This window comes from Skermania sp. ID1734, assembly GCF_007489285.1.
Taxonomy (GTDB): Bacteria; Actinomycetota; Actinomycetes; order Mycobacteriales; family Mycobacteriaceae; genus ID1734.
In genome coordinates this window covers 108,751-134,131 of sequence record NZ_VLIY01000004.1, presented here as the reverse complement: position 1 = coordinate 134,131, position 25,381 = coordinate 108,751, and the positions used below count along the sequence as shown (strand labels likewise).

34 protein-coding genes and 1 tRNA gene are annotated in these 25,381 nt (G+C 64.1%); 27 read left to right on the top strand and 8 right to left on the bottom strand.

Annotation, left to right across the window (positions count from 1 at the left end; all coding sequences use genetic code 11):
- Window positions 1–10: 10 nt before the first annotated feature.
- Window positions 11–235: a hypothetical protein gene (locus FOS14_RS06550; protein ID WP_143769477.1), complete on the top strand. Its 225-nt coding sequence runs from the start codon at window positions 11–13 to the stop codon at window positions 233–235.
- A 6-nt stretch (window positions 236–241) separates the two neighbouring features.
- Here FOS14_RS06550 and FOS14_RS06545 read toward each other — a convergent pair whose 3' ends face one another.
- The 5 genes from FOS14_RS06545 to FOS14_RS06525 form a co-directional block, all read right to left on the bottom strand.
- Window positions 242–1,099: an oxygenase MpaB family protein gene (locus tag FOS14_RS06545; protein WP_255450112.1), complete on the bottom strand. Its 858-nt coding sequence runs from the start codon at window positions 1,097–1,099 to the stop codon at window positions 242–244.
- 22 nt (window positions 1,100–1,121) lie between these two features.
- Window positions 1,122–1,784, bottom strand: coding sequence for a DUF998 domain-containing protein (locus FOS14_RS06540; protein WP_143769476.1), 663 nt, complete (start codon window positions 1,782–1,784; stop codon window positions 1,122–1,124).
- A gap of 9 nt (window positions 1,785–1,793) precedes the next feature.
- Complete coding sequence (locus FOS14_RS06535; protein WP_143769475.1) at window positions 1,794–2,195, bottom strand: very short patch repair endonuclease; 402 nt, start codon at window positions 2,193–2,195, stop codon at window positions 1,794–1,796.
- A 19-nt stretch (window positions 2,196–2,214) separates the two neighbouring features.
- Complete coding sequence (locus tag FOS14_RS06530) at window positions 2,215–3,054, bottom strand: hypothetical protein (protein ID WP_143769474.1); 840 nt, start codon at window positions 3,052–3,054, stop codon at window positions 2,215–2,217.
- A gap of 148 nt (window positions 3,055–3,202) precedes the next feature.
- Window positions 3,203–4,348, bottom strand: a complete 1,146-nt coding sequence (locus FOS14_RS06525; protein ID WP_143769630.1) for a DNA cytosine methyltransferase — start codon at window positions 4,346–4,348, stop codon at window positions 3,203–3,205.
- A gap of 151 nt (window positions 4,349–4,499) precedes the next feature.
- Between FOS14_RS06525 and FOS14_RS06520 the strand changes: the two genes are divergently transcribed.
- Complete coding sequence (locus tag FOS14_RS06520) at window positions 4,500–5,111, top strand: putative glycolipid-binding domain-containing protein (protein ID WP_143769473.1); 612 nt, start codon at window positions 4,500–4,502, stop codon at window positions 5,109–5,111.
- 1 nt (window position 5,112) lies between these two features.
- On the opposite strand, the gene FOS14_RS06515 is transcribed toward FOS14_RS06520, so the two are convergent.
- On the bottom strand, window positions 5,113–6,060 hold the full coding sequence (locus tag FOS14_RS06515) for a prephenate dehydrogenase (protein WP_143769472.1): 948 nt from the start codon (window positions 6,058–6,060) through the stop codon (window positions 5,113–5,115).
- A gap of 58 nt (window positions 6,061–6,118) precedes the next feature.
- Between FOS14_RS06515 and FOS14_RS06510 the strand changes: the two genes are divergently transcribed.
- From FOS14_RS06510 to FOS14_RS06500, 4 genes are all read left to right on the top strand, one after another.
- A complete protein-coding gene (locus FOS14_RS06510; RefSeq protein WP_143769471.1) occupies window positions 6,119–6,682 on the top strand; it encodes a tRNA adenosine deaminase-associated protein in 564 nt (187 codons plus the stop codon).
- An 11-nt stretch (window positions 6,683–6,693) separates the two neighbouring features.
- Complete coding sequence (locus FOS14_RS06505; protein WP_143769629.1) at window positions 6,694–7,128, top strand: nucleoside deaminase; 435 nt, start codon at window positions 6,694–6,696, stop codon at window positions 7,126–7,128.
- A 104-nt stretch (window positions 7,129–7,232) separates the two neighbouring features.
- Window positions 7,233–7,391, top strand: coding sequence for a hypothetical protein (locus tag FOS14_RS24650; RefSeq protein WP_185981646.1), 159 nt, complete (start codon window positions 7,233–7,235; stop codon window positions 7,389–7,391).
- 42 nt (window positions 7,392–7,433) lie between these two features.
- A tRNA-Ser gene (locus FOS14_RS06500) sits at window positions 7,434–7,524 on the top strand.
- 56 nt (window positions 7,525–7,580) lie between these two features.
- On the opposite strand, the gene FOS14_RS06495 is transcribed toward FOS14_RS06500, so the two are convergent.
- Together FOS14_RS06495 and FOS14_RS06490 are read right to left on the bottom strand one after the other, a co-directional pair.
- Window positions 7,581–8,687: a tyrosine-type recombinase/integrase gene (locus tag FOS14_RS06495; protein WP_143769470.1), complete on the bottom strand. Its 1,107-nt coding sequence runs from the start codon at window positions 8,685–8,687 to the stop codon at window positions 7,581–7,583.
- On the bottom strand, window positions 8,674–9,246 hold the full coding sequence (locus tag FOS14_RS06490; RefSeq protein WP_143769469.1) for a helix-turn-helix domain-containing protein: 573 nt from the start codon (window positions 9,244–9,246) through the stop codon (window positions 8,674–8,676). Before FOS14_RS06490 ends, FOS14_RS06495 begins: the two co-directional genes overlap by 14 nt.
- Window positions 9,247–9,352: 106 nt before the next feature.
- Between FOS14_RS06490 and FOS14_RS06485 the strand changes: the two genes are divergently transcribed.
- The 21 genes from FOS14_RS06485 (at window position 9,353) to tgt (ending at window position 25,342) form a co-directional block, all read left to right on the top strand.
- Window positions 9,353–9,556, top strand: coding sequence for an AlpA family transcriptional regulator (locus FOS14_RS06485; protein ID WP_143769468.1), 204 nt, complete (start codon window positions 9,353–9,355; stop codon window positions 9,554–9,556).
- On the top strand, window positions 9,556–9,723 hold the full coding sequence (locus tag FOS14_RS24645) for a hypothetical protein (RefSeq protein WP_185981645.1): 168 nt from the start codon (window positions 9,556–9,558) through the stop codon (window positions 9,721–9,723). Before FOS14_RS06485 ends, FOS14_RS24645 begins: the two co-directional genes overlap by 1 nt.
- On the top strand, window positions 9,720–10,442 hold the full coding sequence (locus tag FOS14_RS06480; RefSeq protein WP_143769467.1) for a bifunctional DNA primase/polymerase: 723 nt from the start codon (window positions 9,720–9,722) through the stop codon (window positions 10,440–10,442). The genes FOS14_RS24645 and FOS14_RS06480 overlap by 4 nt, the downstream gene beginning before the upstream one ends.
- Window positions 10,439–11,797 carry a DUF3631 domain-containing protein gene (locus tag FOS14_RS06475; RefSeq protein WP_143769466.1) on the top strand — a complete coding sequence of 453 codons (1,359 nt, stop codon included), beginning with the start codon at window positions 10,439–10,441 and terminating at the stop codon, window positions 11,795–11,797. The genes FOS14_RS06480 and FOS14_RS06475 overlap by 4 nt, the downstream gene beginning before the upstream one ends.
- A gap of 50 nt (window positions 11,798–11,847) precedes the next feature.
- Entirely contained in the window at window positions 11,848–12,027 is a 180-nt protein-coding gene (locus FOS14_RS06470) for a hypothetical protein (protein WP_143769465.1), read from the top strand.
- Entirely contained in the window at window positions 12,024–12,284 is a 261-nt protein-coding gene (locus FOS14_RS06465) for a hypothetical protein (RefSeq protein ID WP_143769464.1), read from the top strand. Before FOS14_RS06470 ends, FOS14_RS06465 begins: the two co-directional genes overlap by 4 nt.
- Window positions 12,281–12,445: a hypothetical protein gene (locus FOS14_RS24640; RefSeq protein ID WP_185981644.1), complete on the top strand. Its 165-nt coding sequence runs from the start codon at window positions 12,281–12,283 to the stop codon at window positions 12,443–12,445. The genes FOS14_RS06465 and FOS14_RS24640 overlap by 4 nt, the downstream gene beginning before the upstream one ends.
- Window positions 12,442–12,645 (top strand): hypothetical protein, encoded by a 204-nt coding sequence (locus FOS14_RS06460; RefSeq protein ID WP_143769463.1) that lies wholly within the window; start codon window positions 12,442–12,444, stop codon window positions 12,643–12,645. Before FOS14_RS24640 ends, FOS14_RS06460 begins: the two co-directional genes overlap by 4 nt.
- 140 nt (window positions 12,646–12,785) lie before the next feature.
- On the top strand, window positions 12,786–13,019 hold the full coding sequence (locus FOS14_RS25440) for an HNH endonuclease (RefSeq protein WP_143769462.1): 234 nt from the start codon (window positions 12,786–12,788) through the stop codon (window positions 13,017–13,019).
- Window positions 13,016–14,485 (top strand): terminase large subunit domain-containing protein, encoded by a 1,470-nt coding sequence (locus FOS14_RS06450; RefSeq protein WP_143769461.1) that lies wholly within the window; start codon window positions 13,016–13,018, stop codon window positions 14,483–14,485. The genes FOS14_RS25440 and FOS14_RS06450 overlap by 4 nt, the downstream gene beginning before the upstream one ends.
- Window positions 14,482–15,792 (top strand): phage portal protein, encoded by a 1,311-nt coding sequence (locus FOS14_RS06445; RefSeq protein WP_143769460.1) that lies wholly within the window; start codon window positions 14,482–14,484, stop codon window positions 15,790–15,792. Before FOS14_RS06450 ends, FOS14_RS06445 begins: the two co-directional genes overlap by 4 nt.
- Window positions 15,789–16,409: a hypothetical protein gene (locus FOS14_RS06440; RefSeq protein WP_143769459.1), complete on the top strand. Its 621-nt coding sequence runs from the start codon at window positions 15,789–15,791 to the stop codon at window positions 16,407–16,409. The genes FOS14_RS06445 and FOS14_RS06440 overlap by 4 nt, the downstream gene beginning before the upstream one ends.
- Before the next feature lie 19 nt (window positions 16,410–16,428).
- Window positions 16,429–16,872 (top strand): hypothetical protein, encoded by a 444-nt coding sequence (locus tag FOS14_RS06435; protein WP_370512187.1) that lies wholly within the window; start codon window positions 16,429–16,431, stop codon window positions 16,870–16,872.
- A gap of 120 nt (window positions 16,873–16,992) precedes the next feature.
- Complete coding sequence (locus FOS14_RS06430) at window positions 16,993–17,835, top strand: phage major capsid protein (protein WP_143769458.1); 843 nt, start codon at window positions 16,993–16,995, stop codon at window positions 17,833–17,835.
- Window positions 17,836–18,147: a hypothetical protein gene (locus FOS14_RS06425; protein WP_143769457.1), complete on the top strand. Its 312-nt coding sequence runs from the start codon at window positions 17,836–17,838 to the stop codon at window positions 18,145–18,147.
- Window positions 18,144–18,506: a hypothetical protein gene (locus FOS14_RS06420; protein WP_143769456.1), complete on the top strand. Its 363-nt coding sequence runs from the start codon at window positions 18,144–18,146 to the stop codon at window positions 18,504–18,506. The genes FOS14_RS06425 and FOS14_RS06420 overlap by 4 nt, the downstream gene beginning before the upstream one ends.
- Window positions 18,507–18,729: 223 nt before the next feature.
- The gene (locus FOS14_RS06415) at window positions 18,730–19,185 is read left to right on the top strand and encodes an Rrf2 family transcriptional regulator (RefSeq protein ID WP_143769455.1); all 456 of its coding nucleotides are present in this window, start codon (window positions 18,730–18,732) and stop codon (window positions 19,183–19,185) included.
- A 103-nt stretch (window positions 19,186–19,288) separates the two neighbouring features.
- Entirely contained in the window at window positions 19,289–19,720 is a 432-nt protein-coding gene (locus tag FOS14_RS06410; protein WP_143769454.1) for a hypothetical protein, read from the top strand.
- A gap of 734 nt (window positions 19,721–20,454) precedes the next feature.
- Window positions 20,455–22,206: an ABC transporter ATP-binding protein gene (locus FOS14_RS06405; protein WP_143769453.1), complete on the top strand. Its 1,752-nt coding sequence runs from the start codon at window positions 20,455–20,457 to the stop codon at window positions 22,204–22,206.
- Complete coding sequence (locus FOS14_RS06400) at window positions 22,203–24,113, top strand: ABC transporter ATP-binding protein (RefSeq protein WP_255450111.1); 1,911 nt, start codon at window positions 22,203–22,205, stop codon at window positions 24,111–24,113. Before FOS14_RS06405 ends, FOS14_RS06400 begins: the two co-directional genes overlap by 4 nt.
- Window positions 24,110–25,342 (top strand): tRNA guanosine(34) transglycosylase Tgt, encoded by a 1,233-nt coding sequence (tgt, locus tag FOS14_RS06395; protein ID WP_143769452.1) that lies wholly within the window; start codon window positions 24,110–24,112, stop codon window positions 25,340–25,342. The genes FOS14_RS06400 and tgt overlap by 4 nt, the downstream gene beginning before the upstream one ends.
- Window positions 25,343–25,381: the final 39 nt, after the last annotated feature.

The following is a 25,381-nucleotide window of genomic DNA, read 5'->3' as shown; positions in this document are numbered from 1 at the left end:
TCCTGCCAGCATGTTGTTTGCCGCCGCCTCTAACGAGCATGCCGGGTTTGTCGGATCTCTTGCACCACACGGTGGATGGCTTGTCACCATGATCGCCGCCGGTGTCGTGGTGGCCATGATCGGCGGGACCGCAGCGCTGGAGATGCGCCGCAATATGGCGGCGTGGATGATCGCGGGCTTTGTGGTCACCTTCGTCATCATCGACGTGCTGCATGCCGTCGCCGTTTCGGTCTGAGGGTCTTTAGACCAGCGGACGATCCAGCCGAATGCGGGCGCGCATATCCCACAGGTAGTAGTTGACCGGAAACTGTCGCAGTACCCGGGGCAGTCGTTTGCTGACGGCGCCGACGGCGGACAGGATGCGGTTGAGTCGGCGTTCTTGGCGTTCGCTCCACCGCATGTGCATCTCGTCGCGCAGATGCGGTGGCAGCAGGCCGGTCACCACGAACCGCTGGGGCCGCGCGAACAACAGTTGCAGTGGCCGCGGCAGCATCTTCAGATCGATGAGGTCGTTGAAGTAGGCGCGAACGGTGTCGTCGATGGTCTTCGTGGCGAGTTCGCGATTCCAGTACTCGTAGAACGCGGCGCGATCGCGGGGCCACTGGTCGGCTCGCACCTGCAAGGTGGTTCCCAACCGGATGCTTTCCCGATACAGCTGTTCGGCGAGGGCGTCGTCGGGCTGGCCGCGCAGGCGCCGGAACAGGTCGTCGACGCCGTAGTAAAGGCAAGCCGCGACCCACAGTTGCAGCTTGGTGTCGAAGGCGTTGTAGGCGACCGGGCTATCGGGTCCGGATCGCACCTGCCGGTGCACGCTGTTGACGGCATCGCGGAACCGCACTCGTTCCAGGTCGTTGCCGAGCAATGCCACCGCGAGATACGTCATCGTGGTGCGCAATCTTTTGACCGGGTGCAGCATCACCTTGCCGCTGTCGACGGTGCTTTCGACCACTCCATAGCCGACCGCAGGTTCGCTTAGTTGCATGATGACGTTGGCGGTGCCGCCGATGAATGCGGCAATGCCATCGACGTAATCGCCGATGTCGATCGCTGCGCGACCGCCCGGTCCCACAGACTCGAGCGCCGCTGCTCGATGGGTCACAATTTTCACTGTCGCAGCAGCGCTATGGCCTGTCAACGACTCGCCGCGGCGAGAACAGCCAGACGGCAACTCCCAGCGCGACCAGCCACAGCGTCATCGACCCGACTTGAATACGTTGCGCGATGCCAAGCTGATAGTCGCCGGACAAGTTGTCGGCGATCAGCATCCATGCGGTGGTCACCGCCGCCAAGATCAACAGGCTCAGGCCAATCACCCGCAGGACCGGGAACAACCGATACCGAAACGCGGCGATGCTGAAGGTAATCATGGCCACGAAGATCGCGTTGACGGCCACGGAACTGGTGAGCGCGTGAAAGTGGTGCAGCTGCGGAAATAGGCCGCTGGGTTCGGAGGGGCACGGATGCTGAGGCGTCGGAATGCAGCCGATGGGCCAGTTCGCGTCCGCAATGGTCGAAGCCCCGAAAATGATCAGCGCGATCCAGCCGGCCGTGGTCCAGCCCCGTCGCGGCAACAGCAGCAGCATCGCGGCGCCAGCCACAACGATGATGCTGCCGGTGATGGTGTCCCCGGTGGAGAACACGTCCCGATACGGCTGCCCGACTGCGTCGAGTTCGCTGAGGAACGAGTCGGTCGCGTCGAGGTGGATGGGCAGCAGAAACTCGAGTACCCACGACGAATAACAGATTCCGGCGACCGCGATAAGCACTGCTGCCGCCTTGCGCACCCTTCCACACTATCGGCCGAGCGCGCGTAATACCTTTTCTGCTGCTAACGGTGTCGCTTCGTGTTCCCAGATACGAACGACCGTCCAGCCTGCCGACGACAGTTGGGCGTCGGTGTCCCGGTCGCGGGCGACGTTTCCGGCGAGCTTGTCCGCCCACCACTGCGCGTTATTCTTCGGGTCGGTCGCGTGCTCTGGGCAGCGGTGCCAGAAACAGCCGTCCACATAGACGGCGACTTTGCGCCGCGGAAAGACCACGTCGGCGCGGCGGCGCAGGCCAGCAACCGGCGCACGATCGATGTAGAACCGCAGCCCGAGCCGGTGCAACTCCCGGCGCAACGCCAACTCCGGCGCCGTATCGCGGCGCCGTTGTTTGCTCAGGCGAGCGCTCGTAGCCGGATCCGTGCTGGGCACCTACCTACGGTAGGCCGGCTCAGGCGTCCTCGAGGTCGGGGTCCGACCAGGTCGGTGCGAAGCGGTTGCGCCGCTCGACTTCCGCATGAACCGCCGCGACGAACTCGGCGAAGGACAACGTCTGTGATTCTGGTGGCCTTCCGTTGCGCGGCGGAGCATCCTCCACGTCGAAGAAGCGCACCGCGCCGTCCGGCTCATAGAGGCCGATGAACACCTTCTCGAACAAGTCATAGCGGGTGTCTTCGGCGCCCAGGTCCACCCACAGTTTGTCGGCGCCGCCAAGCACCGGTCGCTTGCCGCGTCCAGCCCGCTTCGCCAGGGTGGTGACGTGGTGGGCGAACGACGACTTGCCCACGTCGGAAGGCTTGGACGGGTCGCCGTCGTCGCACGTTGCGACCGGCTCGAACATCACCGCCACCAACACGCTGTAGGGCTGACGCTGGTGCAAAACCATTGCCTCGCCGCGTAATTCGTGATCATTGCGGACGATGTTCTTGGTCCACCGGCCGAGCCTGCCGCTCGTGGGGCTGTAATCCTGAAAGCTGTAGGTCTTGATGGAAACCGCCAGGATCAGACCGAGCGTCGGGTCAACAGCCTTGACGTCCAGCCGCTTTCGGCCCTTTGCCACATCGACCGCGGCTTCCTGGCCGGCCCCACTGGCCGTCGGAGTGATGTCGGGGTACAGCGGCCGCAGCGCGTCCGCGACGGTTTGCGCGAGTTGGTTGGACAGCCGCTGGGCGTAGTTCTTTTTCTCACCCCGATCGCTGTCCGCTGGCGGCTTCGTGCCGGAAAGCCTCAGCGCGTTGGCAATTGGGTAAGCGACGGTGGGGTTGGGAAACAGCCCGTCTTCGGGTGTCATGGCTCGGCTCCCACTCGCTCCGGTCCTCGCGCCTGCGGCGCTGCGATCCTCACTCGCGCTCGCCTTCGGGTGTCATGGCTCGGCTCCCACTCGCTCCGGTCCTCGCGCCTGCGGCGCTGCGATCCTCACTCGCGCTCGCCTTCGGGTGTCATGCCGCCGCCTGCGGAAAACCGCCCATCTGGTCTAGATGGGCCTCGACATCGGCAATAAATCCGGGCGGAAAACGCAAGCTGCTCACGCGGGTTCGGCGCAAGAACCCGGCGGTGGCGCGGGCCGATAGCGGGCGGGCATCGTCGAGAAAGTTCGCCAGCCCCTCGTATGGTTCGTGGACCGGCCAGGTGGACAGCGCTACCGAATGCGCGGTGCCGTTGCGGCCCCATGCGGCCGTGGGCCAGCGCTGGCCCGGAACGAGTTGTTTTTCGTCCATCGGCAGGGGCTCGCCCGGGTTGGTGAGCCGGTGTCCCACCCAGGACGCCATCCGCACGCTGACCGCATTGCCGACCAACTTCCACCGGTGCCCGTGCCGGACGCCAGGCACCTCGGTGGCGGCCAGCGTCCAGTCCGGGTCAAACCCCTGCAAGCGCTCGCCATCGTTGATTCCGGGCGTCACCAACCCGCCGCTGGGCAGTCGAATGGCCGGCGGGCTCGCTATCCCGAGCGTCGAACCACCCTTGAGGGTGGGCACCGCGTCGACCGCCCAGCCCAGGCCCCGAATGCCCTCCGTCCAATAGAACCCACATGGGTGGGTCGCGGCATCGCCGTACTCGCGGGGACCTGCGTCATCGGCGAAGAGGACACTGCGCGGGTCTTCGCTGCGGGAGGCCAACATGAGGACCCGTTGACGACGTTGCGGCAGCCCGAACGCGCGAGCATCGACCACGCGGTAGGCCCAGGTGTAGCCCATTTCCTCGAGCGCACCGGTGATGTGCCGCATCGCTGCTCCGCGACCGAGCTGCAGCATGAACGGCACGTTCTCGATGAGCAGCCAGCGTGGCCCGCGACGGCGCCGAACAAGGCGAAAAACCTCGTCCACCAAACCCGATCGGTCGCCGGTGATGCCGGCCGTGCGTCCGGCCTGCGACAAGTCTTGGCAGGGGAAACCGGCAGCTACCAATTCGGTGCCGCCCGGCAGTCCGCGCAGTGTGGTGACGTCCGGATGAACCGGGACGTCGCGAAAATGTGCGGCCAGGACGGCGCGGGCACCCGAATCGATCTCGCACAACAACTCGGTGCGCCAGCCGTGATCGGCCAAACCCAGTTCCAGCCCGCCGATTCCGGCAAACAGCCCCACCATGCGAGAACCGGTAGTGCTCACGCCACTCCTCGCTGTCGCTGGAACCAACATTGCTCGCCCGAAACGTTACTCGAGCCTGCCGACAGGTTCGGTTCAACGACGCGCGTCGCCCCCGTGCTTCGCACCTCGTGGCGTCAATTACCGTAGTTAGGTGACCACCCCAGCCTCCGGGGCCGTGCAGCCCGCGGCCGGATCCGCCCGTTCCTGGCCCGCGGTTCTCACCTGGCGGGCCCACAATGCTCCCCGTATGGAGTCAGTGCGGGTACAGCTCAACGGAAATCGGATCAAAGCGGTCGGTCGCATCATTGGCGGCGAATGCCCGGAGCACCCAGCGTTCAGCGCGTCTTACGACCTGATCACCGACGAGGCCGGCGTCACTCGCCGCCTGTCGCTGCAGACACTGGTCGCGTCGGGGGAGCGGCACATCTCGATCAGCCGCAACGGCGAGGGCTATTGGATGGTGGAGAGCCCGTCGACACATCTGCGCTCGACGTTTGCCGGAGCGCTCGACGTCGACGTCGTACTCAGCCCGTTCTTCAATGCGTTGCCGATCCGCCGCTACTCGCTGCACCACGATGCCGAGGACATGCAGGTGCCGGTCGTGTACGTGAACCTGCCGGACCTGAGCGTGCAGGAAGCCAGTCTCACCTACAGCAGCGGCGGTGACGGCATCCATGTGCTCTCGCCGGTTTCCAGCTCGTCGGTGACCGTCGACGCCGACGGTTTCGTCCTCGACTACCCCGGCCTGGCTGAGCGGATCTAAATCAGATCTTGCGCAGCACGCCTCCGGAACGACCGGCGGCCAGCATGCGGTTCACCCAGTCGGGGCTGCCCGGGGTGATCCCGGAAATATCCCACCGTTCGAAACGCTCATAGCGTTGCCGCGCTTGATGGCCGGCCGTGACGAGATCCGCTACCGAAGAGCGATCGGCAAGTGCAGAACGTGCCTGCGTCAAGGCGTCGAGCGTCTCATCAAGCGCATGCACGAGCGCGGTCGAATTGGCCTCGCACATGGCCCGGACGAGTTCCGGAGCACTGCCGGCAACCCGGGTGCCGTCCCGGAACGAGCCTGCCGCCAGACCGAGCGCCAGGTCCCCGCCGTTGGCCCCGGCGCTCGCCAGCGCTTCCGCGAGCACGTGCGGCAAGTGCGAGACGCGGGCCACCGCCAGGTCGTGCTCGCGTGCTTGCGCCGGCACCACAACCGCGCCACAGAGAACGGCCAACCGAGCCACCTGTGTCCAGACCTCGGGGTCGACCCCGGGGTGTGTTTCCACTACCCAAGCGGCGTCGGCGAAGAGCTCCGCGAACGACGCCTCCCAGCCGGACTCCGCCGTTCCCGCCATCGGATGCCCACCGACAAATCGACGAGACAGGTCGTGCGCTTGCACGGCCGCCGTGATCGCACCCTTGACGCTCACCACATCGGTCAGGGGACAGTCGGGTGCGTGCTCGGCAATGGCCGCGAGCACCGCGTCGACGGCCGGCATCGGCACGGCGATGACGATGAGTGCGGAGGCCGCAGCAGCCCGGTCGAGCACGGCCGCGAGATCCGTCGAGGCGTCGAACCCGTCACCCCTGGCGGCCCGCACCGCCCCGTCGGACCGGTTGTAGCCGAAGGCGGTCCGACCAGCCGCAACGGCCGCGCGCAGCACCGACCCACCGATCAGACCGAGGCCGAGGACGCACACGGGAGGGTCGACGCCAGCGCTCATGGAAACAGACTGGCACACGACTTCAACAATTCCCCCTCTTCGGACTACCGTTGCGGCCATGGCAGCACAGCGCTCAAGCAAGAACAGCGCGAGCGGAGCGAACTACCGCAGCACCGGATCGTTCGAAGACGACGATCTGGAAGGTTTTGCCGTCGCCTGCATTCGAGAGGACGGCAAATGGCGGTGCACGCCGCTGGCCGCGAACGCTTTGACCAACCTACGGTCCGCCGAAACACAGTTACGTGAACTCCGCAGCTCAGGTGCGGTCTTCGGGCTCCTCGACGTCGATGATGAGTTCTTTGTGGTGGTGCGGCCAGCGCCATCGGGAACACGCTTGCTGATTTCCGACGCCACCGCCGCCATCGACTACGACATTGCCGCCGAGGTACTGGAAAAACTCAACGTCGACATCCCCGATATCGACCCGGACGAGCTCGATGATGTCGAGCCATGGGAAGAGGGGGACCTCGGAGTGCTCGCCGACCTCGGACTTCCGGAACCGGTAATGAGTGTGATCGTCGCCGAAACCGACCTGTATCCGGACGAGCAACTCGGGATGATCGCGCAGCGGCTCGGCTTCGCCAACGAGTTCGGCGCGGTGCTCGACAAGCTGCCCAGGTGACCGACGAGCAGATGATTCGGGCCGCGCTCGCGGTCGCTCGCACTGCCGGTCCACGCGATGTTCCGGTGGGCGCCGTCGCGTTCGCGGCGGACGGAACCGAGCTTGCCCGCGCCGTCAACGCCCGGGAGGCCAACGGCGATCCCACCGCACATGCCGAGATTTTGGCACTACGCCAGGCTGCTGCGGTGGTCAGGGACGGCTGGCATCTCGAGGGTGTGACGCTGGCAGTGACTGTGGAGCCCTGCACGATGTGCGCTGGCGCATTGGTGCTGGCCCGCGTTTCGCGGCTGATCTTTGGCGCGTGGGAACCGAAGACAGGTGCTGCCGGCTCACTGTGGGACGTGGTGCGGGACCGGCGACTGAATCACCGCCCGCAGGTGCGCGGCGGAATTTTGGCGACCGAATGCGCGCAGTTGCTGCAAGACTTCTTCGCCGCGCAGAAATAGCAACCGAGAACGCGTTCGATTTCACGCCGTGTTATCGCGCGGGTGTCAAGATTTCAGCTAACCCAGCGAGCACGCCGGACGAGTCAATCTAGGAGAAGAACCCCATGGGTATTGCAGATGACGCGAAGGACGCAGTGAGCGATGTCGTGTCGAAGGCCGAAGACCTCGCCAGCTCGGCCAAGGATGCGGCTACGGAAGCGGTTGACCGCATCAAGGACGTGGTAAGCGACGTCAAGGACAAGATCACCGGTAGCGGCAGCTAGGACGATTTAACGCAGGCTGTCGGATCCGGTAGAGTCTGCGGCGGTGGCGTGTCCGAGCGGCCTAAGGAGCACGCCTCGAAAGCGTGTGACGGGTAACCCCCGTCCGAGGGTTCAAATCCCTCCGCCACCGCCACAACTCCCCGCTTATTTTCCCAGGTGGGGAGTTATCTTTTGCCCTCACACCGGCTTCTACGGGCACACTTTGGGCACACTCGCCCGTGAACCAGGCGCATAAGCCGAGTCCATCGCCGCCGCCGCACGGTCCAAATCGGAGTCGAACAGGTCGGCGTAGACCCGCAGAGTCACGGCCGGGTCGGTATGCCCGAGCATCCGCGCCAGAGCGAGCACATTCACCCCAGCGCTCACCGCCAGGGAAGCGCACGTGTGCCGAAGATCGTGCGGAGTAATCTTCTGAACCCTGGCCCGCTTCACCGCCCCAGCGAACCATCCGCCATCCGACTTTGGCCGCGGCAAGTACTTCGACCCGTCGCCGAACACCAGCTCGTCACGGTCCCGGCCGCTGCACTGCACGGACAGCTCTTGGAGGACGAAATCGGGCACTGGCACTGACCGCACCTGCCTACTCTTCGTTTCCCCTACCGCGTGATCTACGCCGAGCTGGACAGCGTTGTCGGCTACCGTGAGCCGCTTCCGTAAGAACTCGACATCTCGCACCCGCAGCGCCACAGCTTCGCCCCAACGGACCCCGCAATAGGCCAGGACAAGCACCAGGCACCGATGCTGGCCGGATTCCTCGGCCAGGCGCTCAACATCGTCAGCAGACAGGTAGACATGCCGTTTCGAGCTCTTCCGCGGAAGGTTCTCGACACCCCTCGCCGGATTCGATCGCAACCGACGAGCCTTCACGGCGTCATCCAAGATGCCCGCCAGCACTCCATAGGCCCGAATGACTGTCGTCGCGCCGGACCCGGCCCGGCCCATGTCGCCGATCCACCGCTCGACCGCCGCTAGGTCAATATCCGTAAGGCGCTTGCTTCCCCAGCGAGGTTGCACGTGTATCCGCCAGGCTGATTCGAGCGTCCGGTAATTCGATGCTGCTACGTCAATTTCCTTGCGAGCCAACCAGTCCGGAGCAAGTTCGCCGATCGTTATCATTCCGAGCTTCGGCTGCACGTAGGAGCCGGTCATCTTCTCGACTTCAACGGTTGCTGCGAATGCCTCGGCGTCACGTTTCGTCTTGAAGCCGCGCTTCTTGGTCTGCTTCCTGTCGGGAGTGCGGTAGCGGACGAGATACCTTCGGCCGCTGGACGTTTCGTAAGGCTCAACGGTCGCCATTGGGCCGCTCCGCCGCTGTTCTCCGCTTCTTCGGTATCGGCTTCGGTTTGTCGGCGGCTCCAGTATTTTCGCCGGAATCAGGGGTCATATTCAGCGCAATGGACAGGATCTCGCGTAGCGTCATTTCCTTCGGACTCCCGATCTGGAACGGGAACGCCCAGCGCTGTCGGGCACGTACCTGCCAGTCGAACACTTTGCCCGCCCGCGTAAACGTGGATTCGCTCAGCGGAAGTTCAACGAGGAGCCATTTCCACAGCGCCCCGGCCTGGACCGTACCGACGCCAGTAGCGGAAACCTCCGCATCTGCGCTCTCCGCAACAGGCATCAGAAGTGTTGTGGGAGAGACGTCGAGCGCTACAGCCAGCGCCATCAGATCATCGACGTCGGCGCGCCTTGCGCCAGTTTCGATCTGACTCAGAGATGTGTGACTCATCGGCCGGCCGACCCGCTCCATTCGTTCCGACAGCTCCCGCAGAGTCCACCGATCCTTGCGGAGTCGCTTGATGTTCGCCCGAACCGCTTCTCCGGTCGCGTCGGTTTCGACCTTTCTTGTTGCCATGATCCGAATCATAGGTTTGATCTTGCAACCATCCAAGACTTGAGCTACAACTAAACAAGAGCCAACCGCATGGTTGGGAATTGTGGACAAGTTGACGGGAGCAACAATGACCGACCGCAGGCCCTTGGCGACGCCGAAGGAGCACGCCGCCTATCGCGGAGTGACCGAGCAATACCTCGCCCAGGAGCGCTACCTCGGCAACGGCCCCAAGTTCATCAAGACGGGCAAGCATGTGCGGTACCGGTGGGAAGACATCGACGCATGGCTCGCTGAACGCACCGTCACCCGCACAGACCAAGTGAGCGCCTGATGGTCTTCTCCCGTAGTGACTTCCGCGTAATCGGCAACGCCCGCAACGGCTTCCGGGTCTCACAGCGGGTCGGTGGTGGCTGGGAATCGCACGCCGACCGGTACGCGACCGCAGCCGAGGCCCGCGAAGCGATCGAAAGAATCATCTCCCGAGAGGCGGAACGGTGACCTTCGCCGATCACGCTGCCGCCTACGCGCGTGCCGGTTTCGAGATCTTCCCACTCACTCCACGAGGTAAGGCTCCGGCTACCGAGCATGGCCTACTCGACGCGACCACGGATATCGAGCAGATCGGCGAATGGTGGTCCCGTAATCCGAACTTCAATATCGGCATCCGACCGACCGAGGGCACGATCGTGCTCGACGTCGACCCACGCGCCAATGGCAGCCTCGACCAGCTCGGCCAGCTCCCCCCGACGTGGACCGCCGCCACCGGGGGAGGAGGCTGGCACCTCTGGTTCCGGTATTCCGGCAAAGCCCGCGGCAAGCTGGCAAACGCATCTGGGATCGACATAAAAAGCCGAACCGGCTACCTCGTCGCACCGCCGAGTATCCACCCGAGCGGCAACCGCTACGTCTGGCTCAACAAGACACCAATAGCCCGGCTCCCAGCACACCTACGCGGCCGCGTCGCACCCGCAACCATCACGGCCCGGCCGAGCACCAGGACACCGCTCCGCAGCAACGGTGAAGCGCTGGTTCGCTACGTCGAACAAGCACAGCCAGGAAGCCGAAATCACGCCCTCTTCTGGGCCGCTTGCCGCGCCCACGCCGAAGGTGGCGACCCTCGGCTGCTGCACGAACTGGTCACAGCCGCGGCCGGGATCGGACTAACCGCACGCGAAATCGAGCAGACAATGACGTCTGCGGCACGGAGAACCGCATGAGCGATGAAATCGACTACAGCGCTGCACTCGCCAGTCCCGAGGATGGCGCGCAGCTTCTCACCGACATACGCGAAACGATCGCCCGCTACTGCATCCTTCACAGCCCGCACGCCCTCGTCGCCGTGGTGCTGTGGGTCGCCGCAACACACTGCACAAGCGCATTCGAATACGCTCCGCGACTCGTCATCCGATCGGCAGAAAAACGCTCCGGCAAGTCGCGGCTCCTCGAGGTTGTCGACCCGCTCGTGCACAGCCCGCTCAGAGCCGTAAACGCGACCGTCGCATTCATCTTCCGCAGCCTCGACGAAGACCCGCCCCCGACCCTGCTGTTCGACGAATGCGACACGATCTTCGGGTCGAAGAAGGTCGCCGAGCAGAACGAAGACCTACGCGGACTTCTCAACGCCGGATTTCAACGCGGACTGCCCTTCGGTCGCACCGTAGGGCCGATGCACACGCCCGCCGAGTTCTCGACCTTCGCAATGGCCGCACTGGCTGGCATCGGCCGCATGCCCGACACCATCGAAGACCGCGCCGTCGTCATCGTCATGCGCCGCCGCAAGCCATCGGAAGTAGTGCAGCCGTACCGCACCAGGCGCGACCGCCCGGTGCTCGAAGAACTCAACAACCGGCTGACCGACTGGGCCGAGACCATCCTCGACCAACTCACCGGCTATGAACCACAAAACCTCGGCGTCGAAGACCGCGCCGCTGACGTCTGGGAACCACTCATCGCAGTCGCCGACCAAGCAGGAGGCGAATGGCCGGCACTCGCCCGAGCCGCCGCCGCCGCGATGGTCGCCGAAGCCGACGAAGACGAAGACGCATCCTCCACCAACATCAAACTGCTGACCGATATCAAGCACGTCTTCGACAAAATGCACGTCTCATTCCTCAAGTCCGACGCACTGTGCAACGAACTGCACCAGCTCGAAGAATCGCCGTGGAAACAATTCGATCTGACACCCTCGAAGCTCGGTCGCCGACTCCGCGAGTACGGCGTGAAAACCGGCTTCCAGGACAGCTACAAGAAGGTGCGCGGATACCGCCGCGACGACTTCCAAGACGCCTTCGAACGCTACCTTCCGGCCACTAACACGTCCGAAGGTGCCGAAGGCGTCCGAAATGGCTCTGACCAGCAAGAACGGTCGGACGCCTTCAAAAAGTCGGACACCTTCAAGGCGTCCGAGAATTTCAAGGTGTCCGAACAAAACCGCAGGTCAACACCCATCCGGACGGGATCGGACACCTTCGGACGGGTAAGTGCCCAGAAGCTCTGCAAACACTGCGGATACGCCTCCGTACCAGACGGCTACGACATGCACTTCGACTGCGCTCGCCTAGCCACCGCATGACCAGCAAATCCGACGCACGCGTCGCATACCCAATCACCGAGGAGAAACGCATGACCCACCACACCGACTACGACACCGCGCTCAGAATGGCGCGCATCAACCTCGGCTCCCGGCTCCGCAACCTCGCCGGCCGATCCCGCAACTTCGCCCCAGAACAGATCGAACAACTCCACCAACTGCTCGACACCTTCCGCGACACCAGCCGCCACACAAAGCGGGAGACGAAGTGATCCAAGACCTACCCGACACCAACGTCATAACCACAGCCAGCACAGGCAACGTCGCCCTCACCCTCGTGCTGCTCGACACCGACCAGTTGCTCCCGGTTATGACCTTCACCGACACCTTTGGCTCCAACTACAGGATCCGGCTGTCGGTCGACGACCTCGACACACTGCACCAATCGCTGAACCAGCTCGCCCAACTCGACGCCGACGAGTACGAGAACATCCGCGACACCCTCAAACGCAAGCGAGACCAAGCGTGAGGTTGGCGTCACGCCGCGTCGATTGGACATTGCGCTGGAACCCCAACCAACGCCGCCTCCAAATCCTCTTCGGCTCACTGGTCCTCCAGCTCACCGAAGGCGAAGCCCGCCACCTGGCCGACCGAATCCACGACACCCTCGAAGGAGAAGCACAGCAATGACAAGCAACCGGCTCGAATGGGAATCCCAGTTCGCAGACCTCGAAGCAAAGCGAGCGACCCTCGTCCAAGCAAAGTTCAACCTCACGCCCGGCCAGTACCAGCACGCCAACGATGAAGCATGGAGTCGACACGACCAGCCGCTGTGCAACCTGCATAAGTCGATCGCGCTCGAACTCGTCACCGCGGCGGCTCAACTGTGAAGCCGTGCATCCGCTGCGGTGAACCCGGACCCAGCACCTACTGCCCAGACTGCCAACCCACCGACACCAGGCCCCGCGACAAAAACCACACCCACTGGAACCCTCACCGCTGGGCCAAGCTCTCCCGCCGCCTCCGCAAAATGCAGCCCTGGTGCACCACATGCGGAAGCACCGACCGCCTCAGTGTCGACCACATCATCCCCGCCGCCCTCCGACCCGACCTCGCATACGAAACCACCAACCTCCAGGTGCTCTGCCTCACCTGCAACGGCCGCAAAGACGGCGCAACCAGGGGAGGAACCCCCGGCAAGGCACAAAGTTCGCCCCTGGTCAAGGCGCAAAGAGCGTTACACACTACAAGGCGTAGTAGATGAAGGCCGGTCCAAAGGCTGCTGTCGACCCCAGCCCGTTGCCGTTCCGGCCGCGGGTGACCGGCTCTGCTCGGTTCGGCAAGTTCACCGAGAAGTTCATCTACACCCCGAAGGGCACCGGTGCCCGCAAGGCCATGAGGTTGCGGCCCTGGCAGCTCGATCTCGTCGGGTCCGTGCTCGACGGTGATCCTCGGCCCAGGACTGCCGGTTGGATGCTGCCTCGTGGTCAAGGCAAATCGACGCTGGTCGCTGCTCTCGGTTTGTTCGACCTGATGCTCGGCGAAGAGGGTGCCTCCGTTGTGGTGGCAGCCCGTGATGAGCGCCAGGCCGGGATCGTCTTCGGCACGGCCCGCCGCATGGTGGAGCTGTCACCCGAGCTGCTGGACCGCGTGCAAGTGTTCAAGGAGCGCCTGGTGGTCCCGGAGCGTGGTGCATCGTTCGTGTGCCTGCCCGCCGAACCGAAGAGTCTGGAGGGTCTGGACTACACGACAGCGATCGTGGACGAGGCCGGTGTGGTCTCCCGCGACACCTATGAGGTTCTGACGTTGGCCCAGGGCAAGCGGGAGCAGTCGACCCTGATCGCGATCGGCACACCAGGACCGGACCCACACAACAACGTGCTCGCTGATCTGCGAACGTATGCCGCCGAGCATCCAGAGGATCGGTCCCTGGTGTGGCGGGAGTACTCCGCGGACGAATTCAAGGATCACCCGGTGGATTGCCGGCATTGCTGGGAGCTGGCGAACCCCGCCTTGGGCGACTTTCTGCACGAGGACGCGATGACGGCGTTGCTCCCACCGAAAACGAGGGAGGCGACGTTTCGGCGTGCCCGGCTGTGTCAGTTCGTCACCGACACCGATGGCGCGTTCCTGCCAGTGGGTACATGGACGGCGCTAAGCACCGGGCACGGTGTCCCGGACGGTACCGAGGTCGTCATCGCCCTAGATGGCAGCTTCAGTGACGACACGACGGCGCTGCTGGTGGGCACTGTCGCCGCCGAACCGCACTTCGACGTAGTACAGGTATGGGAACGCCCGAACAATGACGACAGCTACCGCGTACCCGTCGCCGAAGTCGAGCAGACCATCCGAGACTGCTGCCGCCGCTGGCGAGTGGTGGAGATCGTCGCCGACCCGTTCCGCTGGACCCGCACCCTCCAGGCCCTCGAAGCCGAGAAGCTGCCCGTAGTCGAGTTCCCGCACTCACCGGCCCGATTGACCGCCGCAACCACCGACCTCTACAGCGCCGCCACCAACGGCCGGCTAACGCACTCCGGTGACCCCCGACTGGCTGCACACGTCGCGGCCGCAGTGATCACCGAGGACGCCAGAGGAATGCGCTTATCCAAGGCGTCCCGGTCCCGGCACGCCCGAAAAATCGACCTCGCCGCATGTCTGGTGATGGCTCACTCCCGCGCGACCTGGCGCGCCACCAGGAAAACCCGAAGAAAGACAAGGAGTTTCAAATGACCGACCAGCTCACCCTGCTACTTGAGAAGCTCGACGAACCCGCCGCCCGCTACTACCAGCTCGACCAGTACTACAACGGCGACAGCCCGCTATCGTTCCTCGCCCCGGAGGTCGCTGCATCCCTCGGCGGACGACTGCGCAAGGTAAGCGTCAATATCCCTCGGCTGCTGGTGGATTCAATCGCCGAACGCCTCCGCGTCACCAGCTTCGCTGGCGTCGACGTCTGGGGCGATTGGCTGCGCAACGATCTCGACCAAACCAGCCACATCGCCCACCGGGAAGCGCTGGTGCTGGGCAACAGTTACGCGATCGTGTGGGCCGACCAGTACGGGCGACCGCGAGTCACCATCGAATCCGCGAAACAGGTTGCTGCCCTCTGTGATCCCGGTACCCGCACGATCACCGCCGCGATCAAACGCTGGGAGGACGACAAGCGGACCTATGCGATTGTGTACGGCCCGAACGAGATCGTCCGTTACGAGGCCAACCACACTGGCGCAACGACCGCGGGATTCAAAGTTGTTGAGTCCATAGCGAATCCGCTCGGCATACCGCCTGTTGTGAGGTTCACCAACACTGCCCGGTTACTCGACGAGGGCCGCTCGGAGATGACCGACGTGCTCGATCTCTCCGATGCCCTGGTGAAACTGACCACCGACATGCTCGTCGCGTCCGAGTACGGCGCCCGTCCTCGCCGCTGGGCAACCGGTGTGGAGTTGACCGAGGAACCCGAACTCGACGACGACGGCAACGAAACCGGTGACATGGTGACCACGAACCCGTTCCCGGAAACCGACAGAATGCTGATCTCGGAAGCAGCCGACGCCAAGTTCGGGCAACTCGCCGGCTCCGACCTCGGCGGGTACGAAGCCGCTACCGGGATCATCATGCGCCAAATATCGGCCGTGTCTGGTTTGCCGGAACACATGCTCGGGATCGGTGGCGACAACCCAACCTCGGCTGATTCCATCCGTGCCTCGGAGGCCGCGCTCACCGCACGCGCCGAAGCCCGCCAGGCCCAATTCGGGAGGAGCTGGGAACAGGTCGCCCGGTTGATGACCGCGGTAACAACCGGTGCCGACCCCCAGCAGGTCGACTGCCGTGTCCAGTGGGCCGACCCGTCGACCCGCAGCGAAGCACAACTTGCCGATGCCACCGTGAAGCTCTTCCAGGCGGGCATCATTCCGGCGTCGACGGCGTTGGCCCGGTTGGGATACTCCGCGGACGAGATCACCGAGATACGAGCCGCCCGCCGCGGCGAAGCACTCGACGCCCAAGCTGTCGACCTGACCAAGCTCGTCTCGTGAGTTACCGCGACACCCTCGTGCAGCTCGCCGACGACACCGAGCGCCAGGCCCTCACCATCTACAGCCGATTCCTGGCCGGTGAACTATCACGTGACGAAACAGTGGCCTACCTCGCTGCCGTGATCGCACGAGGCAACGCACAAGCCGTGACGCTGGCTGACCTTGCGCTCGCTTCGGAGTTGATGGTGCAGCTCGGCGAAGCCGTACCCGTCACCGGCACCGTACTGCCGAGCGGAGACACCGACCGGTTGACGAGAGCCGCGTCCACCGTGCTCGTCGTCGCCGAGACTTCGCCGGTCCCGGATGCCATCGTGTCCCGGCTAGCGCGATCGGAACCATTGGAAACCGCAGCGAAGGCATACAGCCAGGGGATGAGTGAAAGCAAACTCGTCCGCGGATGGGTACGGCAGAAATCAGCGAACGCCTGCCAGCTCTGCCAATGGTGGTGGCGCGACGGCCGCGTCTGGCCCGCCAGCCATCCGATGCCCACACATAAAGGCTGCACGTGTACACCCAAACCCGTTGTCAGAGATGACATTCAACAACTGAGTTACACGAAGAGAGGACAGTCTTATGACCAGTACCGAGCAGGTCTCGACCGACGAGCCGGCCACTGAGATGGCAACCTTGGGCGAAATGACCACGGTTGGCGACGAAGCAACCACGGCCGGAAACGATGTTAACGATGACATGCTTTCCGGTGACGCCACCGAAAACGACCCCGCCGATGCCTTAAGCCAGAGTGAGGGCACTGAGGAACCTGAGACGTTCCCTCGGGAGTATGTGGAGAAGTTGCGCCAGGAGAACGGCAAATACCGTCAGCGTGCAGCCAAGGCCGACGAGTACGCCCAGCGCCTCCACGTCGAACTCGTCAGAGCCACCGGACGACTGGCCGACCCCACCGACCTGCCGTTCGACCTAGAGCACCTGGAGGACGGCAACCTCGAGGACGCGATCGACAAGTTGCTCGAGCACAAGCCGCACCTGGCGTCACGTCGACCGAAGGGCGACATCGGGCAAGGCGCAACACCGAGCAGTGCGTCGGTTGACCTGGCCGGGATTCTGCGCTCCAGGGCATGATCTAGCCGACTGATACAAATAGTGCGACAATGAAGGGGATGCCTGCTGGCCGGGTATCCCCTTCAACTGTCCTGGCGACACGGGAACCACCTAATCCCTTCTCGCCCAAGGACATATCTCATGGCTGAAACCACCGCCACCAATCCCCAGCTTCTCAACGACCAAGTTGCTTCCCTGCTGGTGCAGCCATTGGAAGCTGCATCCGTCGTGCTCTCGTCCGGCCCTCGCATCTTCGACACCGCCGGCCAACTCCGCATCCCCAAGCTCACCGGAGGCGCAACCGTCTCGTTCGTCGCCGAAGGTGCCCAGATTCCCGACACCGCCGACGTCACGTTCGACGAGCTAAGCCTCATGCCCACCGAACGCACATCACTGAAGGTGATCCTGCGATACACCCGCGAGCTGGTGCGCCAGTCCGTCATCGGCATTGACGCCGTGCTGAAGGCCCGCCTCGTCAAGGACGTCGCCGACGCACTCGACACCGCCCTGCTGACCGGCACCGGCGCTTCCAACAGCATCAAGGGATTGATCAACCAGACCGGAGTCACCACCGGCACGCTCGACGTCACCGACCCGGACTCGCTGCTCGACGCGATCGCCGCACTCAACGCCGACGAGGTCACCCCGAACCGGTGGCTGCTGTCCGGTGCCGACTTCGCCGCCCTCCGCAAGCTCAAGGAAGGCACCAGCTCCAAGCGGTACCTACTCGAACCCGACCCCAGCAAAGCCAGCGGCACCATGCTGTTCGGGATTCCGGCCACGGTCACGAACAAGCTCCCGGCCGGTAAGGCGATCCTCGCGGACTTCTCCAACATCGCCGTTGCTCGCGACACCTCGCCATCGGTCACGGTGCTGTCGGAGCGCTACGCCGAGTTCGACGAGATCGGCCTCCGCGTGACCTGCCGCTACGACCTCGGCCTCTTGCACCCCGAGGCTGTCGCCGTACTCACGAAGACCCCGTAAGTGGTCACCGGAGAACAGGTTGCCGACTTCCTCGGCCAGGGCACCAACGACTCGCTGATCGCCCTGGCCGAGCAAGCCGCACCGATCGTCACCGTCATGGTCAAGGCATACACCCGCGGCAACGGCTTCGACACCCGCGGCGAACCCAACGACGAACTCGCCGCCGTCATCACCACCGCCACCGCCCGCCTCGTCGCCAACCCCGAACAGCTCGACCAAACCATCGGGTCGGTCGGCGTCCGAGGCGCATTCCAAGGCTGGAACCTCGCCGAGACGTTCGTCCTCAACCGGTACCGGAAGAGGGCACAGTGATCCTGCACGATCGCGTCACCATCCAACTCACGGTCAACGGCGGCGAGCTGGACGAGTACGGCGACCCGATCACCACCACAACCACCTACCCGAACGTGCCCGCCGAAGTGCACCCACTCGACACCCAAGCAGTCCTCACCGAGTCCAGAGACGCGGTGATAAGCCGCTACCGGATCGTGCTGGCCCCCGTGGTGGACATCCCGCCCAACATCGGAGACGCGCTACGCATCTCTTGGGGTCCGTTCACCATCGACCCCAACTATCCGATGACCGGCCTGTTCGTCGACGGCACCGTCGAACGCCACTACCTCCGCGGCCGGCTACACCACTACGAACTGATCTCGAAGTCCGTCGTCTAAGGTTGGTCCGGTGGGCACATATTGGGCACACTTGGGCACGAGTAACACGTATCCAACGTGAACGACACTGATATGTTTTAGCAGGTCAAGGCAACTCTGACCGGCTGACCAGGGCGGCGGCGAGGATTCAAATCCCTCCGCCACCGCAACCAGCCCCTGTTCTGTTAGCGCAGGTCGGGGGCTTTTTTGTGACCATCGCGCGGCTAGTGAACCGGGAGGCGGCCTGCACATCACGGCACGCGTGGACTACGCGGTGCGGGCGCTGTTGGAGCTGGCCCGCACCGACGGTGTGCCAGCTAAGGCCGACGCTCTCTCGGCGGCTCAATCGATCCCGCAGAAGTATCTCGAAGCCGTTCTTGCCGACCTGCGCCGCGCGGAATTGGTGTTGAGCCGGCGAGGCCCCGAAGGGGGCTACTGGCTCGCTCGACCGGCCGCCGAGATAAGCGTGGCCGACGTCATTCGCTCGGTCGAAGGGCCGCTGGCGTCGGTGCGCGGTGAACGGCCCGAGGACGTCAGCTATACCGGCGCGGCGCAGTCGCTCCAGCGGGTATGGATTGCCGTGCGCGTCAATTTACGTGCCGTCCTCGAACACGTCAGCATCGCCGACATCGCGACCGATAATTTGCCGGAATTTGTGGACAGGTTGATAGCCGATCCGCAGGCCTGGCGGCGCAGGTAACAGCTTTCGGTGTGGACTCGATAACGCCAATTGACGGCCGATCAGTCGGCGTGATGCAGTTCCACTTGATATCAGCGTCGGGATTAATTCGAGGAGTCTCACTATGAACCTTCGCCGTTGGGCGCGCGGGTTGGTCGGTTTGGGTGTAATCGGTGCGGCATTTATTGCTCCCGGCGTTGCTGCGGCGGCGCCGCCCGTGCCGTTTCCGCAGGTCGTGCAGATGCTCGGCTGCGGTCAGCAATTCCCCTTCACGCTCACCTTCCTGACCGCGCAAAGCGGCCCGGAGGTCGGACCCGGCCAGATTCGGGTTCAGGCACAGCCGGCGGTGCCGTGGGCCGGTGGCGCAAACCGAATGGGCATCGGCTGGCTCAACACCAATACCCTCGCGGCGGGATTTGTTCCGCTCAACCCGGGCCCAGGCGCGTCGCTGTGGGCGACCATCAACAGCGGACCCGGCAATGTGGTGTTGACCGCGACTCCGTTGGACCCGTCGCTGTGCCAGATGAACGGCACGATCGGCATGTTCCAGGTTTAAGCGCCCCTTAACGCTGCACCGACCCGACGAGACCGAACGAATGGCTGCGCCAAGCGCGGATTTTTGAGCCATTCGTTCGGTCTCGTCGGCATTCCGGCGGTGCATTCCGGACAAACGACACGCCGACCTTCGCCCAAAAGCCCCAAATGTGACGAACGTCCCTATGGTTGGTTGCTGACCGTAGGTAACTTTCGACGAGGGGACGAAGCGCGTGAAGAAACTTGCCATCGTGGCTGCGGCGGGATGTGCGGCCCTGGCTTTGGCAGGCTGTTCCGATAACGACACGAATCCGGTGCCCGCGAGCAGTAGTACTGCGGCGGCGACCACCACCAGCAGCGCGACCGCACCCGGAGGCGTACCGGCACCGGCGCCCGGTGGCGGGCAGTCAGGAACAAGCGGTGGCGGCAATGGTGGTGGAAATAGCAACGGCGGCGGCCAAGCGCCGGCGCGCACGACACCCGGAGCTCCGGCACCGACAACGACCCAGGCTCCTGGGCCGACGACCACGCAGGAAGCTCCGGTGACGACCACCGAGGAGCCTGAACCTACCTCGGAGGCTCCTAAAACGACCGCTGAGGAGCCTGTGACGCCGACGACTGTTCCGAATACTCCAGCGGCTGAAGAAGAGTCACCGGCTTCGGGCGGCCAATAACGCAGCTCGGATTCGCTCGCGCCTGCGCCCGCTGAAATTGCGGGCGCAGGCTGTCGCAACCAACCGGTAGTCTTCGATCACCATGCTTCTCAGACTGCTTCGCACGTATCTGCGCCCCTACCGCGTCGAGCTCATCGGGGTAGTTGTGTTGCAGCTGATCTCGGTGCTCTCGTCGCTGTACCTGCCCAGCCTCAACGCCGACATCATCGACTTCGGCGTGGTCAAGGGCGATATCGGCTACATCTGGACGACGGGTCTGCTCATGATCGTCGTCACCATCCTGCAGATCGCTTGCTCGGTCGGCTCGGTGTTCATGGGCGCGAAGGCTGCCATGGGTGCTGGTCGGGACATGCGCAGCGCCTTGATCCACCACGTCGGCACCTTTTCCTCCCGCGAACTCGGCAAGTTCGGTGCGCCCTCGCTGATCACCCGCAACACCAACGACGTGCAGCAGGTTCAGATGCTGATCGTGATGAGCGCCGTCATCATGGTGATGGCGCCGATCATGTGCATCGGCGGGATCGTGATGGCCCTGCGCCAGAACCTCGGACTGTCCTGGATCCTGCTGATCGCCGTCCCGGCGCTCGGACTGTCCATGGCGTTCATCATCTCGCGCATGGTCCCCGCATTCCGGACCATGCAAACCAAGATCGACGCGGTAAACCGGGTGCTGCGCGAACAGATAACCGGTATTCGGGTGGTGCGCGCGTTCGTACGCGAACGCCATGAGACGTGGCGCTTCGGTGTGGCCAACACCGAACTCACCAACGCCGCGTTGACGGTTGGCCGCCTGGCCGCGCTGATGTTTCCCGCGGTGATGCTGATCAGCAACCTCACGACGATTGCCGTGCTGTGGTTCGGCGGTCATCGGATCGACGCCGGCGAAATGCAGATCGGCTCCATCACCGCCCTGATCAGCTACATCATGCAGATTCTCATCTCGGTCATGATGGCGTCCTTCATGGCCATGATGTTGCCGCGCGCCGCGGTCTGCGCAGAGCGGATCAGCGACGTCCTCAATACCGAGTCCTCCGTGGTGCCGCCACTGCACCCGCACGCCTTCCGGGCGAATCCGGGTTACCTGGAGTTCTCGCGTGTCGAATTTTGCTACCCGGGTGCCGATGAACCGGTGTTGCGCGACATCAATTTCCACGCTCGCCCGGGCGAGACCACCGCGATTATCGGTGCCACTGGTTCCGGCAAGAGCACGTTGCTGGCCCTGATTCCCCGACTCCTCGACGTCACCGACGGCGCCCTCTACGTCGGTGAATCGGACGTGCGTGATCTGGACCTGACCGCGCTTCGCGCCGAGGTCGGCTGGGTGCCGCAGCGCGCCTACCTCTTCTCCGGCACCGTTGCGAGCAACCTCAGGTACGGCAACCCGGACGCGACCGACGAGGAGCTGTGGCGTTGCCTCGAGATCGCCCAGGCTGCCGACTTCGTGCGGGACATGCCGCTCGGGCTGGAGAGTCCGATTTCCCAGGGCGGGATCAACGTGTCTGGCGGGCAACGACAACGCCTGGCCATCGCCCGCGCGCTGGTGAAGAAGCCGAGCGTGTATCTGTTCGACGACTCGTTCTCCGCGCTGGACCTCGGCACGGACGCCCGGCTGCGGGCAGCGCTGGAACCGGTGGTTGCCGATGCGACCGTGATCATCGTTGCCCAGCGCGTCTCGACGATCCGCGATGCCGACCAGATCATCGTGCTCGACGATGGTGCGATCGTCGGCATTGGCCGCCACGACAAGTTGGTCCGCGACTGCCCGACATATGCGGAGTTCGTTGAATCGCAGCTCTCGGTGCAGGAGGCAAACCTGGAAGGTCGGCCGGTATGACGCGCCCCGGAATGCCGAACCCCGGCGCGCCAGACGCCCGCGCGAAGGCCTTCGGTCCGTCGCTGCGGCGCATGCTCGGTCGGCTGCGGCCCGAGCGACCGATGCTCATCGCAATCTTCACGCTGGCGATCATCAGCGTGATCCTCACGGTGCTGGGCCCGCGGATTTTGGGTAAGGCGACCGACCTGATCTTCAACGGGATTGTCGGACGGCAATTGCCGCCTGGGATCACCAAGCAGCAGGCCATCGACGGGCTGCGCGCGCAGGGCCAGAACCAGGTTGCCGACATGATCAGCGGGATGAACGTCATCCCTGGTCACGGTGTAGATTTCGGTGCGGTCGGCCGGGTGCTCGGCATTGTCCTTGCCCTCTACCTGGCGTCGGCCGTGTTCGCATGGTTGCAGGGTTACCTGCTCAACATCGTCATCCAGAAGACCATCAAGCGGTTGCGCGGTGACGTCGAGGACAAGGTCCACCGGTTGCCGTTGAGCTACTTCGACGGCGCTGCGCGCGGTGACATTCTCAGCCGCGTCACCAACGATGTGGACAACGTCGCGCAGAGCCTGCAGCAGACGATGAGTCAGCTCCTGATGTCGGTGTTGTCGGTACTGGGAATCCTGGCGATGATGCTGTGGATCTCGCCGCTGCTCTCGCTGATCGCGCTGCTGTCGATTCCGGTGGTCGCGATCGCGACCGCGCAGATCGCGAAGCGATCCAAACCGCACTTCGTCGACCAGTGGAAGCACACCGGCACGTTGAACGCGCAGGTCGAAGAGGCCTACACGGGCCATGAGCTGGTCAAGGCTTTCGGCCGCAGCGCCGAGGTCGAGGCATCCTTCGACGAATGCAACGAGCAACTCTTCCAGTCGAGCTTCCGCGCCCAGTTCATCTCCGGCCTCATCATGCCGACCGTCATGTTCCTGGGCAACGTGAACTACGTGCTGGTGGCCGTGGTCGGTGGTCTGCGCGTGGCGTCCGGCCAGATCAGTCTGGGTGAGGTGCAGGCCTTCATCCAGTACTCGCGCGAGTTCAACCAGCCGCTCATGCAGGTCGGGTCGATGATCAACCTGCTGCAATCCGGTGTCGCGTCGGCCGAGCGGATCTTCGAGTTGCTCGACGCCGAAGAGCAGGTCGCCGATCCGACGCACGAGGACAGCGTTGCCGTCGATCGCGGACGCGTCGAGTTCGCCGATGTTTCGTTCCGCTACGCCCCGGATCAGCCGCTGATCGAGGACCTGTCGCTGGTTGCCGAACCGGGCCAGGTGGTGGCTATCGTCGGCCCGACCGGCGCCGGCAAGACCACGCTGGTGAACCTGCTCATGCGTTTCTACGAAATCGATTCGGGCGCAATAACTATCGACGGCGTCAACATCAAACACATGACGCGGGCGCACCTGCGGTCACGCATCGGGATGGTTCTGCAGGACACCTGGCTGTTCGGCGGCACAATCCGCGAGAACATCGCCTACGGCAACCCGCTCGCCACCGACGAGGAGATCGTCGCGGCGGCCCAGGCCGCGCACGTGGACCGCTTCGTGCACACTCTGCCGCTCGGGTACGACACCGTGATCGACGAGGAGGGCGCCGGCGTCAGCGCGGGGGAGAAGCAGCTCATCACGATCGCGCGCGCGTTCCTGGCCAAGCCCTCGATCCTCATCCTCGACGAAGCAACCAGCTCGGTCGACACCCGCACCGAGTTGCTGGTGCAGCAGGCCACCAAGGCCCTGCGCAGCGACCGAACGAGTTTCGTTATCGCACATCGTCTTTCCACGATCCGCGACGCGAACCTGATCGTCGTCATGGAACACGGCCAAATCGTCGAACAGGGCACTCACGATCGGCTGCTCGCGGCGCAAGGCGCGTACTACCGGCTGTACAACAGCCAGTTCGTCGGGGCGGCGGTTTGACGGAAGGCCGCGCTCAGTTCGGTTTCCGCATCGGTGCTCGCCTGCCGGGCCGGCACGGCCGAACCGGAACGATCGCCACCCCGCACGGCGAGATCCAGACACCGGCCTTTATCCCGGTTGGCACCAAGGCCACCGTCAAGGCTGTGCTGCCGGAAACGATGAAGGAGCTTGGCGCGCAGGCCCTTTTGGCCAACGCCTACCACCTCTACCTACAACCCAGTCCCGAGATCATCGATGCGGCGGGTGGCCTGGGCCGGTTCATGAACTGGGACCGGCCCACATTCACCGACAGCGGCGGATTCCAGGTGATGTCGCTCGGTGTGGGCTTCAAGAAGGTGCTTGCCATGGAGGCGGTCGGCCATCAGTCCGACGAGGTGATCGCCAAAGGTAGGGAGCGGCTGGCCAAGGTCGATGACGACGGCGTCACGTTCACCTCGCATCTCAATGGCTCGCGGCACCGGTTCACTCCTGAGATTTCGATGCAAATTCAGCACCAACTCGGCGCTGACATCATGTTCGCGTTCGACGAGTTGACCACCTTGTTCAACACCCGCGAATACCAGGAGACCTCGCTGCAGCGGACCCACGATTGGGCGGTCCGGTGCATGGACGAACACGACAGGTTGACCGAAACCCGACGTCACCGTCCGTACCAGGCGTTGTTCGCTGTCATCCAGGGCGCGCAGTACGAGGACCTGCGTCGCAAGGCCTGCCGTGGACTGGCATCGATAACCGGACCGTCCGGCAATGTCTTCGACGGTTACGGCATCGGCGGCGCGATCGAGAAACACAACCTCGGCGCGATCGTCGGCTGGTGCAGCGACGAACTACCGGAAGACAAGCCCCGGCACATGCTCGGGATCAGCGAACCGGAGGACCTGTTCGAGGCCATCGCGAACGGCGCCGACACCTTCGACTGCGTGAATCCGTCGCGGACGGGCCGCAACGGTCGCGTCTACACGCTGGACGGGCGGTTCAACGTGGACACCAGCCGATTTCGGCGCGATTTCACCCCGATCGACGACGCCTGCGACTGCTACACCTGCGGGCATTACACCAAGGCGTACCTGCACCACCTGTTCAAGGCCAAGGAGATGCTGGCCGCCACCCTGTGCACGGTTCACAACGAGCGCTTCACAATTCGCCTGGTCGACGCCATCCGCGACAGCATCACCGACGGCACGTTCGACGACTTCCACGAGCAGGCCATGGCGCGCTGGAAGAACTGATGTCACATCTGCCGGTGCTGTCTCGTCCTTGTGGTGTAG

Excerpts from the sequence above, each read along its gene's own strand:
- FOS14_RS06550 (WP_143769477.1), top strand. The coding sequence starts at position 11 with ATGTTGTTTGCCGCCGCCTCTAACGAGCATGCCGGGTTTGTCGGATCT.
- FOS14_RS06475 (WP_143769466.1), top strand. The coding sequence starts at position 10,439 with ATGAGCGATGAAATCGACTACAGCGCTGCACTCGCCAGTCCCGAGGAT.
- FOS14_RS06530 (WP_143769474.1), bottom strand. The coding sequence starts at position 3,054 with ATGACACCCGAAGACGGGCTGTTTCCCAACCCCACCGTCGCTTACCCA.
- FOS14_RS06510 (WP_143769471.1), top strand. The coding sequence starts at position 6,119 with ATGGCAGCACAGCGCTCAAGCAAGAACAGCGCGAGCGGAGCGAACTAC.
- FOS14_RS06485 (WP_143769468.1), top strand. The coding sequence starts at position 9,353 with ATGACCGACCGCAGGCCCTTGGCGACGCCGAAGGAGCACGCCGCCTAT.
- FOS14_RS06410 (WP_143769454.1), top strand. The coding sequence starts at position 19,289 with ATGAACCTTCGCCGTTGGGCGCGCGGGTTGGTCGGTTTGGGTGTAATC.
- FOS14_RS24645 (WP_185981645.1), top strand. The coding sequence starts at position 9,556 with ATGGTCTTCTCCCGTAGTGACTTCCGCGTAATCGGCAACGCCCGCAAC.
- FOS14_RS06405 (WP_143769453.1), top strand. The coding sequence starts at position 20,455 with ATGCTTCTCAGACTGCTTCGCACGTATCTGCGCCCCTACCGCGTCGAG.
- FOS14_RS06430 (WP_143769458.1), top strand. The coding sequence starts at position 16,993 with ATGGCTGAAACCACCGCCACCAATCCCCAGCTTCTCAACGACCAAGTT.
- FOS14_RS06470 (WP_143769465.1), top strand. The coding sequence starts at position 11,848 with ATGACCCACCACACCGACTACGACACCGCGCTCAGAATGGCGCGCATC.
- FOS14_RS06450 (WP_143769461.1), top strand. The coding sequence starts at position 13,016 with ATGAAGGCCGGTCCAAAGGCTGCTGTCGACCCCAGCCCGTTGCCGTTC.
- FOS14_RS06490 (WP_143769469.1), bottom strand. The coding sequence starts at position 9,246 with ATGGCAACAAGAAAGGTCGAAACCGACGCGACCGGAGAAGCGGTTCGG.
- FOS14_RS06495 (WP_143769470.1), bottom strand. The coding sequence starts at position 8,687 with ATGGCGACCGTTGAGCCTTACGAAACGTCCAGCGGCCGAAGGTATCTC.
- FOS14_RS24650 (WP_185981646.1), top strand. The coding sequence starts at position 7,233 with ATGGGTATTGCAGATGACGCGAAGGACGCAGTGAGCGATGTCGTGTCG.
- FOS14_RS06400 (WP_255450111.1), top strand. The coding sequence starts at position 22,203 with ATGACGCGCCCCGGAATGCCGAACCCCGGCGCGCCAGACGCCCGCGCG.
- FOS14_RS06460 (WP_143769463.1), top strand. The coding sequence starts at position 12,442 with ATGACAAGCAACCGGCTCGAATGGGAATCCCAGTTCGCAGACCTCGAA.
- FOS14_RS06505 (WP_143769629.1), top strand. The coding sequence starts at position 6,694 with ATGATTCGGGCCGCGCTCGCGGTCGCTCGCACTGCCGGTCCACGCGAT.
- FOS14_RS06525 (WP_143769630.1), bottom strand. The coding sequence starts at position 4,348 with ATGGTGGGGCTGTTTGCCGGAATCGGCGGGCTGGAACTGGGTTTGGCC.
- FOS14_RS06435 (WP_370512187.1), top strand. The coding sequence starts at position 16,429 with ATGACCACGGTTGGCGACGAAGCAACCACGGCCGGAAACGATGTTAAC.
- FOS14_RS06515 (WP_143769472.1), bottom strand. The coding sequence starts at position 6,060 with ATGAGCGCTGGCGTCGACCCTCCCGTGTGCGTCCTCGGCCTCGGTCTG.
- FOS14_RS06445 (WP_143769460.1), top strand. The coding sequence starts at position 14,482 with ATGACCGACCAGCTCACCCTGCTACTTGAGAAGCTCGACGAACCCGCC.
- FOS14_RS25440 (WP_143769462.1), top strand. The coding sequence starts at position 12,786 with ATGCAGCCCTGGTGCACCACATGCGGAAGCACCGACCGCCTCAGTGTC.